This window comes from Francisella sp. SYW-9 (assembly GCF_008711465.1).
In the GTDB taxonomy this organism is placed as follows: Bacteria; Pseudomonadota; Gammaproteobacteria; order Francisellales; family Francisellaceae; genus Francisella.
The window spans coordinates 13,664-28,495 of sequence record NZ_VXKQ01000009.1; the positions used below are offsets into that span (position 1 = coordinate 13,664).

Below are 14,832 nucleotides of genomic sequence, written 5' to 3' on the forward strand. Positions count from 1 at the left end.
TAATTTTTTCTACTCTTATAAAACTATATTATCTAGTTTTTACTTAATAACGATTCTAGATTTAAAATAATAGTTGCTATCAAACAAATAATAAAGGTAGGAATAGTCCAATCTCCCATCACAATTCCTTGAAAAACTAAAACAATAACAGGTACTGTAGTAACAAAACGAGAGTATATATAAGGTTTAAGTTTATACAATGCAACTTGACTAAAGAAACTAGGTAGAATCATTCCCAACATAGCCATAAGAATAAATATTGAAATAATTTTTATCGAACCTATTGAGACAATAGTTGTAACAATATGATCACCAAAAGTTAGCCATAATAGTAATGAAATAATCCATAAAAAGAAAAGCCTCAGAGAAAGTATAGCTGTACTAGATAAATTATATTTACTAGAAAAGTTAAAAGCTGTAACACGATACATACCAGTAAAAACACCTGCTAAAACACCACTAATCACACCCATAGTTGAATGCTCTGGCATAAAGATTACACAAAGAATAATAGTAATGACTGATAAGCTTGATCCAATAAAGTTTAACAACGATAACTTTCTATACGTAAGATTCACATAAGCAAAAGCTGCAAGAAAATCTATTGTTATACTAAATCGAGCAGAGGACTCAACTGTTGCAAGATAGCTAAAAACCCACATCAATGAAACATATATTGAAACTATAATAAATTCTTTTCTCTTTGTTCCGAATACAAAGCTAAAATTTTCACGTAACTTCCCTTTATATCCTTCAACCAAATTAAAAAAAACTATAGCTATTGTACAACTTAAGAATAAAACAAAAAAAGCGTTATAGTCTTGCCCTATCTTATAAACTAAAATCTGTGATGCAATAAAACTAATAATATAAAGATAAACATATACTATGCCCATATGATTCTTTCTCCTTATTTCTTTCTCTGCGAAGCTATTTATTTAAATGGCTTTGTTAATATATCCTAAGAATTTAGATAATTTCAAAATTTAAGCCGTAGATTTGAAGCTAGGCTTAATAGCTACCCTCGAAGACTCATTATACTAATAATATTCTCAGACTATAATCTTACATAGCAAAGTAAGTTAACTAAAAGATATATGCCCGCATACTATGAATTTATAACGTTGAAGCAATTAATTATTTTGATAAAACTATCCCAGCTCAATAGGGTCTATATCAAAGTAAACTTTAATCGTACTTCTAATATTGCAACATATATTTTGATTCACCCATTTTATCAGCAGATTTATTTCAGCGCGTTTTTTTGATGTAAGTAGCAGACTATAGCGATAGACATTATTCTTTTTTAAATGTAATGCTGGTAGAGGTTTAGATACTTGCACATTTTCACAGTTCTTTAATCTTGAATATACATCATTTAGCAAACTCAAAATTTCCTGCTCTTTTTTAGACTCTGCTATTATCTGAGCTTGATATGTATAAGGAGGATAACTTGCATATTTCCTTTGCTCTAAAAGATAATCAAGAAACTCTAAATAGTCGTTATTTACTAATAAATCTAAAAGCTTATTCTCTGGTTGATACGTTTGCAGCAGCACTACACCAGGCTTATCTGCTCTACCTGCTCGCCCTGATACTTGAATTATCATTTGTGCTGTTTTCTCTATTGCATGAAAATCAGTACTATATAACCCGGCATCTATATTTATTAAACCAACTAAAGTGATATTCTCAAAGTGATGACCTTTTGCGATCATCTGAGTACCAACAATAATATCAACCATATTATCATTAATCATCTGATTGATATTATGAAGATCACTAATAGTTTTTATATTTGAGCGATCAAAACGAACAATCTTATTATATGGAAACTTAGCTTCTAAACGTGATTGAACTTTTTCGGTACCAGTTCCATAAGTAAACAAATCTTGCTTACCACAGCTTGTACATACAGTAACTAAAGGTTTACGCGAGCCGCAGAAATGACATTCTAAGTATTGATATGGGTGAGTGTGTAAAGTATATGGTTTATCACATCTATCACACTCAATAGCCTCACCGCAGCTATTACAAACTAATGCCTTAGCAAAACCTAACTTATTTATAAAAACCAAAGATTGTTGATGGTCAGTAATATTCTGTTCCAAAAGATTAAAAAGAGTATTACTAATACCATTATCAACTATGCTTGATTTTAGATCGAGAAGTTGAATTGGAGTTTTATAGTTATTTAATGCTCTATTTTGTAACTTAAGCAATTTATACTTACCAGTCAAACTATTGTAGTAACTTTGTATTGATGGTGTTGCACTTCCTAAAATCACAGGAATACCTAACTGACTAGCTCTAAATATAGCAATATCACGAGCATTATACCTAATAGTACTCGTTTGTTGCTTAAAAGAGCTATCGTGCTCTTCATCAATAATAACAATGCCTAAATCTCTAAAATCAGCTAGCACTCCGCTTCTTGTTGAGATAACAATATCTGCCTCACCTTGTTTAATCTTTAACCAATTTGTGAGCCTTGCCTTTTCACTTAATTTAGAATGTAGTGCAACGATATTTTTATTAGGAAATCTACTTTCAAAACGTTTTATTGTCTGAGGAGTTAGATTTATCTCTGGAACCATTACAAGCACTTGCTTTGAATCAGCTAAATATTTGTCTATAGTTTGTAGATAAATCTCTGTTTTTCCACTACCTGTAACCCCATAAAGAAGAAATACATTAAAGCCTGAACCTGATAATATACTGCTTAATACATTATTTTGTTCCTCAGATAAATCTTTAGGTTTGTCATGCTTTATATTTTTAGAAGATCCTTTTAACTTATATGACTTTTTAAGGATATCCTTTTCAAAAAGCTTATTAATAACATAAGTAGAGCCTAATTGTTTTAAATCCTCATATTTGATAAAGTCAGTTTGTTTAAAGGCATTAATTAGCTCTTGTTGTTTAGGTGTCAATTTATGACTCTCTAGATTTTTAGAATCAATGTAAACATATGTATCTTGTTGAGGCTTAATAATCTCACTTTTAAAAAAATCATTTGGTAAGGCTAAGCGTATTGCACTGTAAAGATCACAGCAATAGTATTGAGAAATCCAAGTTATCAAATTTTGTATATCAACACTTATAGGAGCATCTATAAATTTGACTATTGGTTTAACCTTTTCAACTCCGTAATCAACTTTAATATCTTTCGCAATTATAAAACCTACTAATTGGCGTTTACCAACATTGACTAATACTCGATCAAATAATCTAACATCGTTCTTATCAGTACTATAATCAAGCACATATGCTGGAGGAACAGCTAATGCGACTTTGACAATCATTATGCAGATTCCGCAATAGTTTTTGTATTTTTATACCAAAAATAGAATCCATAGATAGCTGTAAGAAGAAAAATAAAGTTTTGTAAAACTTGGCCATATAATTGTTGCTGATACATCACAAAGACAAAATATAGATCAGAAATTATCCAAATCACCCAATTTTCCATAAATTTCTCTATAGTCATGATAATTGCGGTAAATGTAATACCTGTCAACAAGCCAGTTGATATAATATCCTCTGAGCCTGTAAAATAGTTAAAAGCCAAACAAAAGATACATAATGCAATTGTATAAAGTATATACCTAAAATAATCGGAAGCTTTCATCCATTTAATAACATCATCACTATCTACACCTTGTGTACTCCATTTATACCAACCATAGCTAAAAAATATCACATATACAACTTGCAGTAAGACCAATGAGTAAGTACCCTTCATCGCAAATAAGAAAAGTAATATCACAGCTCCAACAATACCTAACGACCAAGACCAAACTCTTAATCTAGCTAGATATATTGTATATAAAACATTTATAATAAGTGCTGAGTAGTCGAGAATTTTAAATAGCATAGTTCATTAACCTTTTTAGAAACATTCATACAATTTTATATCAAGATCTTTATACAGGTCTGATTTTATCGTATTAATCTTTCTAATTGAACTAGTTTTAAAGTTAATTGTTGGATTAAATGCTAAATACACCTTATGTAAACTTAAATTAAAAACATCACAGTTTAAATAGCAAATATCTTGTGCAGTTATTCTAATAATATTTGCCTTCTCTAAATCATATAAAACCTGCTTAACTTTATCATAATCAGCAACCGCAGCACTTTTATAAATATCAGAAATGCTCATACCATTTTTAAGCTCACGCTGAATAATATGTAGATCTTTAAGAATATTAACACTTATACTTAAATCATCTCTTCTTACTTCTTTCTTAAAGTCTAGAGTAATCTTCATATACTGCATAGCCCTAATCATAACAGCACCCAACAATGTTATATGCCAAGTAATATAAACCCAGAGAATAAATATCGGAATTAAAGAAAGTGATCCATAAATAACAGAATATGTTGGTACATAAAACATATATAAAGAAAAAACCTTTTTAGCTATTGAGAAAACTATAGCTACTAAAAATGCTGCAAATAACGCAACCCTAGAGTTAATCTTTGTATTAGGCAGAATCTTATAAACTACAAAAAAACCACCTGTTAAGAAAATAAGTGATAAGAAATTTAATAAATACTGCTCAATACCAACGCCCTTAAAAAACCATGTCATTGAAAGAACATAAGTAGTTGATATAAAGACAAACCCCATTAGTAATGGTCCCATTGTCATTAATGCCCAATAAACCAACAAGCTTTGCACTATAGGACGTTGTTTATTTACATAAAATATCTTATTTAGTGTAATTTCTAATCTTTTAATCATTAAAAATATAACCACTAATAAAACAATAACTGAAGTAACAGGCAGGCTAGTCATCTTATCAGATAGAGATGTAATATATTGCTGAACAGTTGTCGCTGTTGCAGGTAACATATTATCAAATAAAAAGTTCTGAATATTATCAGAAAGAGAACTAAATGCATTAAAAGCATTCAAAATATTTATTATAATGAAAAAAGCTGGTACGATAGCAAACAAACTAGCTAATGTTATAGATGCTGCCACTGTTGGGCACTCTTTACGAAAATATTCCTTAAATACCCAAAGCCAATAGTTTTGGAAGATGATTAAATATTTTTTACACAATCGAATACTAAACATAGAATAAGCAACATGAAAAACATACTAATACTATACTACAGCCAAGGTGGAAGTACAAAGAAAATGGCTCATACGATAGCTCTAGGAGTTGAAGCTACAGGAGCTACAGCAACAATACGCACCGTACCAAATATCTCTGCAAAAACCGAAAAAGTAGATCCTATAATCCCCGAAGATGGTGACTTATATGCTACAAAAGAGGATTTAGCTAACTGTGATGGACTTATAGTTGGTAGCCCTGCATATTTTGGTAATATGGCATCACCTCTTAAATATTTTTTAGAGATAAATAGTGATTTATGGTTTAAAGGCAGTCTTATTGGAAAACCTGTAGGATTTTTTACTGCTGCTTCTGGGATGCATGCCGGACATGAAAGCACGTTACTTTCGATGATGATTCCCTTTATGCACCATGGCTGTTTAATTGTTGGCGTGCCATATAGTGAACAAGCCCTTGAACATACTAAAACAGGAGGTACACCCTATGGAGCTTCTCATCTAAACACTTTCTCACCTAATAAAACAATGTCAGAAGATGAGATAAAAATATGTAAAACCCTAGGAAAAAGGGTCTCTGAGATTGCTAATAGACTTTCAAAATAAGGAATATCAATGAAAAAAATCATCTATTTAGGTATTTTTTTATTTAGTTTACTTTTATTAACAAGCTGCTCAAGTACTGATCCAAACTACTCTGCGAACTCGGTTGGTCAAGTATCACAAGTTGAGCAAGGCAAGATTCTAAACATCCAAAAAGTAAATATAAAAGGCTCTGATAATGCTGGTGCTAGAGTTGGTGGATTAGCAGGAGGCCTTGGAGGAGCTCTTGCTGATAGTGGAAACATATTTACAAGTATCGCTGGATCCATAGGTGGTGCAATAGTTGGTGGCATTGCAGGTGGTGCAACGGAAAAAGCTATCACTTCATCAAAAGGATATCAGTTTACTATAAAGCTAAATAACGGAAAGACTTTTGCAATATTACAAGAAGATAATAACAATCTTAGAGTAGGAGACCTTGTAACTGTATATATGTTAGGTAACAACACTAGAATAGTTCCCGCTAAATCAAACTAATTAATTATATATTTTCATAATTTTTTATTTTATATATACTAATTTAATAAACTATTTTTTATGGAAATATAAATTCATGTATAAACAAAGAGCAACAAAGCTAGGCTTAAGCATATGGTTTATCTGTGCCTTCTTCTATGCTTTAGAATATTTTGTAAGATCATCAACCGGAGCTTTGCTCGTTGGTTTCACAAATGAACCATATAACTTAACTATAGCATCTACAGCCTTGTTTAGTTCATCATTTTATTGGGCGTATATGATATCGCAAATACCTGCGGGTATTCTTGTTGATAAGTTTGGTGTTAAAAAAGTTATGATCGCTAGTTCTAGTATCTTCTCTATTGCTATGCTTGTTGCTTCATTTGCTCATTCTGAAGAGGTTTTGATTATATATAGAGTTCTTGCTGGTTTTGGTGGTGGGTTTGCCATCTTATGTGCTATCAAATCTATAGCAATATGGCTACCAAATAGACTTTTCCCTGCTTTTACTGGCCTAACTCAATTTATACTATATATAGGAGCTACTCTTTCTGCAGCACCTTTAGTGTTTCTATCAAACTATCTGAGTATTTCTCAAATTATGGCAATGATATTTATAATATCGTTTATTGTTTTGCTATTTAGTATTTTTGCTATAAGAATACATCCTGAATACAGAAAAGAAAATATACAGAAAAAACAAAGCAATGAAACACTTAAAGATATAATATCTGTTATACAGAATAAACAAATATGGCTGAATGGACTCTACTGTTTTACTATCTATGGCACAACAGTTTTATTTGCTGATCTATGGGGAGTTAGATATTTAACCTTATATGGCTTTCCCAAAGAAGTAGCTGGCCTTTGTACATCTTTAATTTTTATCGGAGTATGTCTTGCTAGCCCGTTATGGGGAATTCTAGCTTCAATAAAAGATGGTGAAAGAAGATTTTTAATGATCTCACCAATAATTGGGCTTTTTGTTGTAACATATCTAATATTTATTAATCACAATATAACTATAGCCTTCATATTATGTATTTTATTTGGAGCATCTCAAGCTGTTCATGTACTTAACTACTCAGCACTTAGAAATACAGTATCAGCAACCCAAATAGCGACAGGTCTAGCTGTTGTTAATATGTTTTTACCATTAAGTGGTGGAGTATTGCAACCTTTGACGGGTGGCATTATTACCCATCTAAAGCAAAACCTTGGATATACACCATTACAATCATTCCAAATAACTCTAATATTTATCCCTGTGCTAATGATTCTTTCTTTTATCATCGCATTATTTATAAAAGATTCTAAAGACTAAAACATACTTCTTTACTATATATTTTTTTTATTCTATTATTTGTCGTAATGTTTTCTAACAAAAATAGAAATCCATGAAAAAGATTATCTTAATAGTTGCTGTAATTATTGTTATACTTGCTTTATTGATTATAAATTTCCTACCTAATGAAAAGCCCTTAACGACTAAAGGGTTTCATGATATAGATGTTGTAGCTGCTGAAAACCAATATGGTAGTGTGGCTCAGCTAATAGGTGGCACAAATGTTAAAGTCACAAATATAATTAACAATGCTGATGGAGACCCTCATACATTTATCTCCTCTGTTAAAAATGCAAAACTACTAGCTGATGCTGATGTAATTATATACAATGGCGCAGATTATGACTCTTGGATACAACCTATTTTAAAAAGCAATACAAATGCTGAAATCATTAAGGTACAAGATCTTGAGAGCTATCCCCAAACCTCAAAATTTGGCATAAATCCTCACCTTTGGTATAACCCTAAAACATTTCCTGCACTTGCAACTAAATTAAAAGATGTTTTCATCAAAAAAGATCCTAACGATAAAAGCCTATATGAGAAAAATTATGCAACTTTTAATCATAAATATGAAAAAGTATATGAGTTAGTTAAGCAAATAAGACAAAACTATAAAGGCACCCCTGTTACAGCAACAGAACCTCTTTTTGGCTATATGGCAAATGCTCTAGGTTTAGATATGAAAGGTCTAGCATTCCAATGGGTAATAATGAATGACTCTGAACCAAGCCCACAGATGATGATAAACTATCAAAAGCTTTTTAATGACAAAGAAGTTAAAGTCCTATTTTATAATGAACAAGTTACTGATAACGTTACACATAAGATCTTAGAAGTCGCAAGTCAAAATGAGATTCCTGTAGTTGGTATCACAGAAACAATGCCTACTACTGATAATGCTATTGACTGGATGATAAACACATTACAAGCAACCGCAACCGTTCTAGAACAATCTAAGAATATAAAATGATAAAATGCTCAAATCTAGTTATTGGATATAATAAACCAATAACATCCCCTCTAAATCTAGAGATCCCAACTAATTCATGGGTAGGTATCGTTGGTAAAAATGGTATTGGCAAGTCTACTTTTTTAAAAACTCTTTTAGGTAAAATACCAAGCATCTCAGGGGAAATAACTATAAATAACTCAAAAATAGATATCGATGGTATTAGCTATATTCCTCAAGAAAGAGAAATAAACTTTGAAGAAAAAACATCCGGATACACTCTAATAAAATATAGTTATAAGCCAAAATCTTGGGGATTACCATTATTCAATAGTGAGTTTAAAAAGAAGCTCGAATATCTTATTGAGCTAACACAAACTAAAGACTATATACACAACCCTTTCAAAACCCTCTCAGGCGGACAAAAAAAGCGTATATATCTAATTCAAGCACTTATAAATGAACCCAAAGTACTACTCTTAGATGAACCATTATCTGACCTTGACCCTGATGCAAAACAAAAGTTTATCGCTTGTCTTAAAGAGATTCATAAAAAAGAGAATATTACCCTTTTAATAATATCTCATGATATGAAAGAAATTAGTTCGCAGCTAGATGCCTTTATTCATTTTAAAGATGGTAAGTGTCACTATTGTAATGAAATGCCATGCCTACAGGAGGATATCTGTGTTTAACTATACTTTTATGATATATGCTTTTGTTGCCGGAACTATAATAGCCATTATATGTGGAATCATTAGTTTTTTTGTTATTATTAGAAGGCTATCTTTTGCTTCACATGCTTTGGGACATATTAGTCTAACAGGCGCTTCAGGTGCTGTCTTACTTAATCTCTCTGCTATGACTGGTCAGCTTTTCATAAACCTAATCGCAGGGATCCTTATGGGTGCTTTTGGTGATAAGATCAAAAAAAATGATATCGCTATTGGAATCGTTTTAACATTTTTCCTGGGGTTGGGAACATACTTTTTATTTTTATATCAAAGTGGCTACTCTGGCTCTGTAATGTCAATACTTGTTGGAAATATACTTACAGTTAGTCTTGAGCAGATATATATTTTATTTGGGCTAGCTATCTTCACAATAGTAACTCTTGCAATGATTGCAAGGCCATTATTTATATCCTCTATCGATCCAGTATTTGCCGAGTCTAAGAAAGTTCCTAATAAACTTTTATCTATTCTTCTTTTTGTTTGTATTGCTATAACTGTATCTATGGCTTGTCAAGTTGTAGGAATATTATTAGTCTTTTCACTTCTTATTGGTCCTGCAGCAATCGCAACACAATGGGTTGATGGCTTTTATAAACCTATTGCTCTTAGTACTATAATCTCTGTACTTACAGTTTGGTCTGGGATAATTGCTGCTTATTATATAAATGTACCAATTAGTTTCTTTATAACTACAATTATTTGTTGCTTATATTTAATAAGTATTACAAAAAATAAGCTAACTATAATTTAGAAAATAGTGAAAATCTGTCCTTAAATTAAGAACTAAAAAGTAGATTTAGACTCAATTTTTTTAGCAAAGAATTTTTATAATTCAACTCAGATTTCATCATTGAGTTTATCAATAATATTACGTTGCTCTTTTTGTTTTTTCACAACAGCAGATTTATCAGTTGCTAGTAGCATATAAATAACAGGTAAAACAAATAATGAAAATATTGCCCCAATAATTAAACCACTAAAAATAACTATTCCAATACAATTACGGCTAACAGCGCCAGCGCCTGATGAGATTACTAGAGGGATTACTCCAACCGACATTGCCATAACCGTCATTAATATAGGACGTAATCGCTGTGATCCTGATTTTATAATAGCATCATACTTACTCATACCTTGTTTTATTTGTAATTCATTAGCAAACTCAACAACTAAAATACCCTGCTTAGAAATTAGTCCAATTAATGTTATCAGACCAAGCTCTGTATATATATTAAGAGACGCCCAACTAGCGTTGAAATTCTGATAAATATATAAAGGTAGTAAAGCTCCTGAAATAGCCATAGGTACCGTAACCAAAATAATTAACGCATCTATAAAACTTCCAAACTGAGCAGCCAATGCCAAAAATATCATAACAATCGCAAATGCAAATGCAATCATCATGGTATTACCATTCTGAAGATATGTTCTAGCTTGACCAGAATAAGTATAAGAATAGCCTTTAGGTAACAGAGTTTTAGCTAACTTATTCATATATGCTATGGCATCACTAGTGGTTATACCTCTAGCTGTCACCGCGGATATCGTAGCTGAATTTAGTTGCTGGAACGTATTCAAACTTGATGGACGTCCGTATGTTTTAAAATTAACGATAGACGATAACGGAACCTGATTTCTTAAAGTATTATTACTATTTGAATCTGTTTTTATATAGATATTACCTAATTGCTCAGTCGTTTGTATCTGCTTTCTAACTAATCTTGGTATAACTTCAAAGCTATACCCATCTAAATAAAAATAATTTAAATACCCTTCTGAATATGAATAACCTAAAGTCCTAGCAATATCACTCATAGTTATACCCATAATATTTGCTTTATTTCTGTCAACATTAATATTAATATTTGCATCATCAAAGATAAGGTCACTATTAGCAAAAACAAATAATCCACTTTTCTTCATCTTTTCAACTACTTTATTAGCAATACTATTTAGAGCTGGGTAGTCATATGATGTTTCTATAACAAACTGCATTGACGGTCCCCGAGGAATACCAGGTAAAGAAGGAGGTTGAATCACAAATAAACTCAACCCTGGAATCATAGATATATCTGACTGTATTTTTGCTGCTTCCTCTGCTTCAGTAGTTTTTCGCTTACTCCAGTCAGTCATAATAAACCCTTGAAAAACTATAGAGGAACTCATGACTCCATCAAGCTCAAATACATTTTTTTTATTTGGCTCTTTATCAAGAACTTTATATAATGCTGAACTAAATTTATCTAAATAGTTAAGTCCCGCAGTTGAAGGAGCTTGACCCATAACCCCTATAAAGCCTTGATCCTCAGCCGGATCTAACTCAGATTTGATATTTGAAAACATATAAAAACAGCTCAATAATATAATAACAGCACAAATGATAATTGCTTTTTTTGTCCCTAATACAAACTCAAGAGAAGCCTTATATTTAGCTGTAATATATCTAAATAACTTTCCAAGAAATATTGCAAACTTGGTATCCATAGATTTTTCATTAAGAATCTTTGAGCACAGCATAGGTGATAAAGTATATGCAACAATGCCTGAAATAATCACTGAAGAAGCTAATGAGTAAGCAAACTCTGTAAACAGTTTCCCCGTATAACCATTCATAAAGCCAATAGGTATATAAACAATAACTAGAGTTAGTGTCATTAAAATAATAGGATTAGCTATTTCTCTCGCCCCCTTTATAGCAGCTGCAAAAGGAGATAGCTTATATTCTTCAATATTACGATAAATATTCTCTAAAACAACTATTGCATCATCAACCACTAAACCGATTGCTAAAATTACAGCTAGCAGAGTTAAAAGATTAATAGAAAATCCCATCAAAGTCATTAAGAAAAAAGATCCAACTACTGATAAAGGTATAGCAATCAAAGGTATTATGATTGCTCTTAATGACCCTAAAAATAAAAATAATACTATCGACACAATAATAATTGCTTCAGCTAATGTTTTTATAACTTCATCAATGGAGTCTCGGATATATTTTGAACTATTATAAGCGACCGATACATTTAACCCTTTTGGCATCGTTCTCTTAAGGTCTGGCAATTGTTTAATAATATTACTAACAACATCTAGTTGATTAGCATTAGATGCCACCACAATACCTGCCTGAACTGCATCTTTACCATTAATCTTAACGGAGTAATTATACGTTTGTGATCCAAGACTTACTTTTGCAACATCTCCCAGTCTAACTAACTGTTTCCCAGACTTCTTAATGACAAGATTTCTATAATCTTTTGCTTGCGTTAAGCTTGTTTTAGGACTTAATACATAATCTAAATAAGGTCCTTTTAAATTTCCTCCTGCTGTAATTAAGCTATTCGCTTCTATACTTGCAGCAATATCAGATGTCGTTACGCCATATTTTGCCATCAATTTAGTATTTGGGAAAACACGCATTGCATATGGCTTATCACCCCATGAATTAACAGATGAAACACCTCCTTCTGCCATAATCTTAGGTGTGAAAACATTATCTACATAAGCTGAGATTGCTGATGGCGTTAATGTATCACTTGTAAAAGCTAAAACAAGTGCTGGAAAATTATCTGCTGGATTTAGCTGTATATTCGGTGACTGAGCATTTGCCGGTAGCTGATTTGATACCGCATTTACATACTGTACTACTTGAGATAATGTAGTATCTGGATCAAAACCAAATTTCACATATATCGTAATTGTACTAGTTCCTAAGGTTGAGGATGATGTCATGTAATCAATACCATCAGCCTTTGAAACAGATGCCTCTAATTTACGTGTTATAAATGCTTGCATAGTGCTTGGATCAGCACCATAATATGAGGTTGTAATAGTAATATTTGCAGAGTTTACGTAAGGAAATTCTCTAACCTGTAAGTTAAAATAACACCCTATACCAACTATCAATATCATTAAACTTAGTGATATTGATAATACCGGCTTTGTTATAAATATATCAATAAACTTCATTATGTATTACCTTGTGTATCAAGTACATTATTGTTCAGTTTGATATTATTATTGATAATTGTATAGTCTCCATCTTGTAGCTTATTCTGACCAGAGGTTGCTATAATATCTCCCACTCTAATTCCTGAAACGACAGCCAAATTATTGTGTGTATATAAGACTTTAACTTCTACTTGTTTTGCCTTATATAATATTTTATTAGAATGAATCGTACCTAACTGTCCTTTTGATAAATCAGTCCATGATGCTTTTTTAATAGAACCATCTTTATTTTTTTGAGGTTCTAATACATACACAAACTGACCATAAATATTATAACTAATAGCATTTCTTTGAACTACTATAGCTTTTTTTACAGTAGGTAAGTTCACAGATACACTTACAAACATTCCAGGTAAAACCTTTTTATCTTTATTGCTGTAAGTAGCTCTTACTGTAACTGACCTATTTGAAGGATCAACATATGAATCAATAGCTATAATCTTAGCAGTAAAAGTTTTATCCTTTATTGCATCTGTCGTAAATTCAATCTTATCACCAAGGCTAATATCATCAACCCTATTTTGTGGAACCTGAAAATCAATATATACTGGTGTAATATTAGTTAAAGTGCCTGCACTGTCTCCACTTTTAAAATAATCTCCAAGATTAATTTTTCTAATTCCAATCCTACCACTAAAAGGCGCTCTAACTTGCTTAAATGCAATCTGAGACTCAACATTTTGCACATCTGCTAAAGCAGATAAATAAGCTGACTCAGCCTGGTCAGCCTCCTCTTTTGAAACAGCTTTCTCCTTAACAAGACGTAAATTTCTATCACTTGTTATCTTTGCAAGCTTCAGTGCTATTAGCTTAGATTTAAGCTCAGCTTTTAGTTGACTAGTATCAAGTTCAAATAGTAAATCACCCTTCTTAACATCTTTACCACTAGAGAAATTAATCTTAGTAACTATACCACTAGACTGTGATGAAATTTTTGTTTCCTGTAATGCGCTTATTTGTCCAATAGTATTAAATATATTTTTCCAATTAGACTGCTTAGCAGTCTCACTCGTTGATACAGTTGGCTGTGGAATATATCCCGCCATTTTTTTAGCTGCTACATAATTAACAGACTCAGAAAAAACAAATGCTCCACCAAATATTACCAATACAAAAACAACAAATGCTACCGATGCAACTTTTTTATTTTTTAATTTATGTAGCTTTGATTTAATCAAATTAGTATTAATAATAAAATATACAAAAGCTATAATTGCTAATAAATCATTAACAAAGACTTTTAGTAGAACTATAACTATAATTGCAAAAATAAAATAGTTAACTTTACTAGAATAAATCTTATCTTTAATTTTTTTAAAATTCGTCATTATATACGTATTATGTCAATCTTTTATAGGTATTCTAAAGTTCAAGTAGTTTAGTATTTTTCTTAAAAAATGTATTTAATTATCTAGCATTTTTCTTCCCAGAGCTTATCTATTACATACTAGATGCTCCTATATTTACGAATCAGAGGCTATTTAAATCACTTCTATCTGAGGTATATTTCCTCATATTAACACGACCTAATAATGCATTATATAAACTCGTTAATTACACATATACTTTTATTTATTAACATCTATAACCTTGTTAACTATAAATACTATTTATTTTATTGATATTATACGTTTATAATTATGCT

12 protein-coding genes are annotated in these 14,832 nt (G+C 31.2%); 6 read left to right on the forward strand and 6 right to left on the reverse strand.

Annotated features, from left to right (window positions below):
* Window positions 1–32 precede the first annotated feature (32 nt).
* From F3D62_RS04775 to F3D62_RS04790, 4 genes are all read right to left on the reverse strand, one after another.
* A complete protein-coding gene (locus F3D62_RS04775; protein ID WP_150467109.1) occupies window positions 33–896 on the reverse strand; it encodes a hypothetical protein in 864 nt (287 codons plus the stop codon).
* A gap of 255 nt (window positions 897–1,151) precedes the next feature.
* Window positions 1,152–3,305, reverse strand: coding sequence for a primosomal protein N' (gene priA / locus F3D62_RS04780; protein ID WP_150467110.1), 2,154 nt, complete (start codon window positions 3,303–3,305; stop codon window positions 1,152–1,154).
* Window positions 3,305–3,877, reverse strand: a complete 573-nt coding sequence (pnuC, locus tag F3D62_RS04785; protein ID WP_150467111.1) for a nicotinamide riboside transporter PnuC — start codon at window positions 3,875–3,877, stop codon at window positions 3,305–3,307. Before pnuC ends, priA begins: the two co-directional genes overlap by 1 nt.
* A 15-nt stretch (window positions 3,878–3,892) precedes the next feature.
* Window positions 3,893–5,089 carry a YhjD/YihY/BrkB family envelope integrity protein gene (locus F3D62_RS04790; protein ID WP_150467112.1) on the reverse strand — a complete coding sequence of 399 codons (1,197 nt, stop codon included), beginning with the start codon at window positions 5,087–5,089 and terminating at the stop codon, window positions 3,893–3,895.
* A 12-nt stretch (window positions 5,090–5,101) separates the two neighbouring features.
* Between F3D62_RS04790 and wrbA the strand changes: the two genes are divergently transcribed.
* The 6 genes from wrbA (at window position 5,102) to F3D62_RS04820 (ending at window position 9,930) form a co-directional block, all read left to right on the forward strand.
* The gene (gene wrbA / locus F3D62_RS04795) at window positions 5,102–5,692 is read left to right on the forward strand and encodes an NAD(P)H:quinone oxidoreductase (RefSeq protein ID WP_150467113.1); all 591 of its coding nucleotides are present in this window, start codon (window positions 5,102–5,104) and stop codon (window positions 5,690–5,692) included.
* A gap of 9 nt (window positions 5,693–5,701) precedes the next feature.
* Window positions 5,702–6,166, forward strand: a complete 465-nt coding sequence (locus tag F3D62_RS04800) for a hypothetical protein (protein ID WP_150467114.1) — start codon at window positions 5,702–5,704, stop codon at window positions 6,164–6,166.
* A gap of 76 nt (window positions 6,167–6,242) precedes the next feature.
* Window positions 6,243–7,472, forward strand: coding sequence for an MFS transporter (locus F3D62_RS04805; protein WP_150467115.1), 1,230 nt, complete (start codon window positions 6,243–6,245; stop codon window positions 7,470–7,472).
* Between the two features lie 73 nt (window positions 7,473–7,545).
* A complete protein-coding gene (locus F3D62_RS04810; protein ID WP_150467116.1) occupies window positions 7,546–8,466 on the forward strand; it encodes a metal ABC transporter solute-binding protein, Zn/Mn family in 921 nt (306 codons plus the stop codon).
* A complete protein-coding gene (locus F3D62_RS04815) occupies window positions 8,463–9,140 on the forward strand; it encodes a metal ABC transporter ATP-binding protein (protein WP_150467117.1) in 678 nt (225 codons plus the stop codon). The genes F3D62_RS04810 and F3D62_RS04815 overlap by 4 nt, the downstream gene beginning before the upstream one ends.
* Window positions 9,103–9,930: a metal ABC transporter permease gene (locus F3D62_RS04820; protein WP_191092547.1), complete on the forward strand. Its 828-nt coding sequence runs from the start codon at window positions 9,103–9,105 to the stop codon at window positions 9,928–9,930. Before F3D62_RS04815 ends, F3D62_RS04820 begins: the two co-directional genes overlap by 38 nt.
* A gap of 86 nt (window positions 9,931–10,016) precedes the next feature.
* On the opposite strand, the gene F3D62_RS04825 is transcribed toward F3D62_RS04820, so the two are convergent.
* On the reverse strand, window positions 10,017–13,145 hold the full coding sequence (locus F3D62_RS04825) for an efflux RND transporter permease subunit (RefSeq protein ID WP_150467119.1): 3,129 nt from the start codon (window positions 13,143–13,145) through the stop codon (window positions 10,017–10,019).
* The gene (locus F3D62_RS04830) at window positions 13,145–14,515 is read right to left on the reverse strand and encodes an efflux RND transporter periplasmic adaptor subunit (RefSeq protein ID WP_150467120.1); all 1,371 of its coding nucleotides are present in this window, start codon (window positions 14,513–14,515) and stop codon (window positions 13,145–13,147) included. Before F3D62_RS04830 ends, F3D62_RS04825 begins: the two co-directional genes overlap by 1 nt.
* Window positions 14,516–14,832: the final 317 nt, after the last annotated feature.

What these genes read in the sequence shown, in the direction of transcription:
- F3D62_RS04775 (WP_150467109.1), bottom strand. Translation starts at nt 896, where the DNA reads ATGGGCATAGTATATGTTTATCTTTATATTATTAGTTTTATTGCATCA.
- priA (WP_150467110.1), bottom strand. Translation starts at nt 3,305, where the DNA reads ATGATTGTCAAAGTCGCATTAGCTGTTCCTCCAGCATATGTGCTTGAT.
- pnuC (WP_150467111.1), bottom strand. Translation starts at nt 3,877, where the DNA reads ATGCTATTTAAAATTCTCGACTACTCAGCACTTATTATAAATGTTTTA.
- F3D62_RS04790 (WP_150467112.1), bottom strand. Translation starts at nt 5,089, where the DNA reads ATGTTTAGTATTCGATTGTGTAAAAAATATTTAATCATCTTCCAAAAC.
- wrbA (WP_150467113.1), top strand. Translation starts at nt 5,102, where the DNA reads ATGAAAAACATACTAATACTATACTACAGCCAAGGTGGAAGTACAAAG.
- F3D62_RS04800 (WP_150467114.1), top strand. Translation starts at nt 5,702, where the DNA reads ATGAAAAAAATCATCTATTTAGGTATTTTTTTATTTAGTTTACTTTTA.
- F3D62_RS04805 (WP_150467115.1), top strand. Translation starts at nt 6,243, where the DNA reads ATGTATAAACAAAGAGCAACAAAGCTAGGCTTAAGCATATGGTTTATC.
- F3D62_RS04810 (WP_150467116.1), top strand. Translation starts at nt 7,546, where the DNA reads ATGAAAAAGATTATCTTAATAGTTGCTGTAATTATTGTTATACTTGCT.
- F3D62_RS04815 (WP_150467117.1), top strand. Translation starts at nt 8,463, where the DNA reads ATGATAAAATGCTCAAATCTAGTTATTGGATATAATAAACCAATAACA.
- F3D62_RS04820 (WP_191092547.1), top strand. Translation starts at nt 9,103, where the DNA reads ATGAAATGCCATGCCTACAGGAGGATATCTGTGTTTAACTATACTTTT.
- F3D62_RS04825 (WP_150467119.1), bottom strand. Translation starts at nt 13,145, where the DNA reads ATGAAGTTTATTGATATATTTATAACAAAGCCGGTATTATCAATATCA.
- F3D62_RS04830 (WP_150467120.1), bottom strand. Translation starts at nt 14,515, where the DNA reads ATGACGAATTTTAAAAAAATTAAAGATAAGATTTATTCTAGTAAAGTT.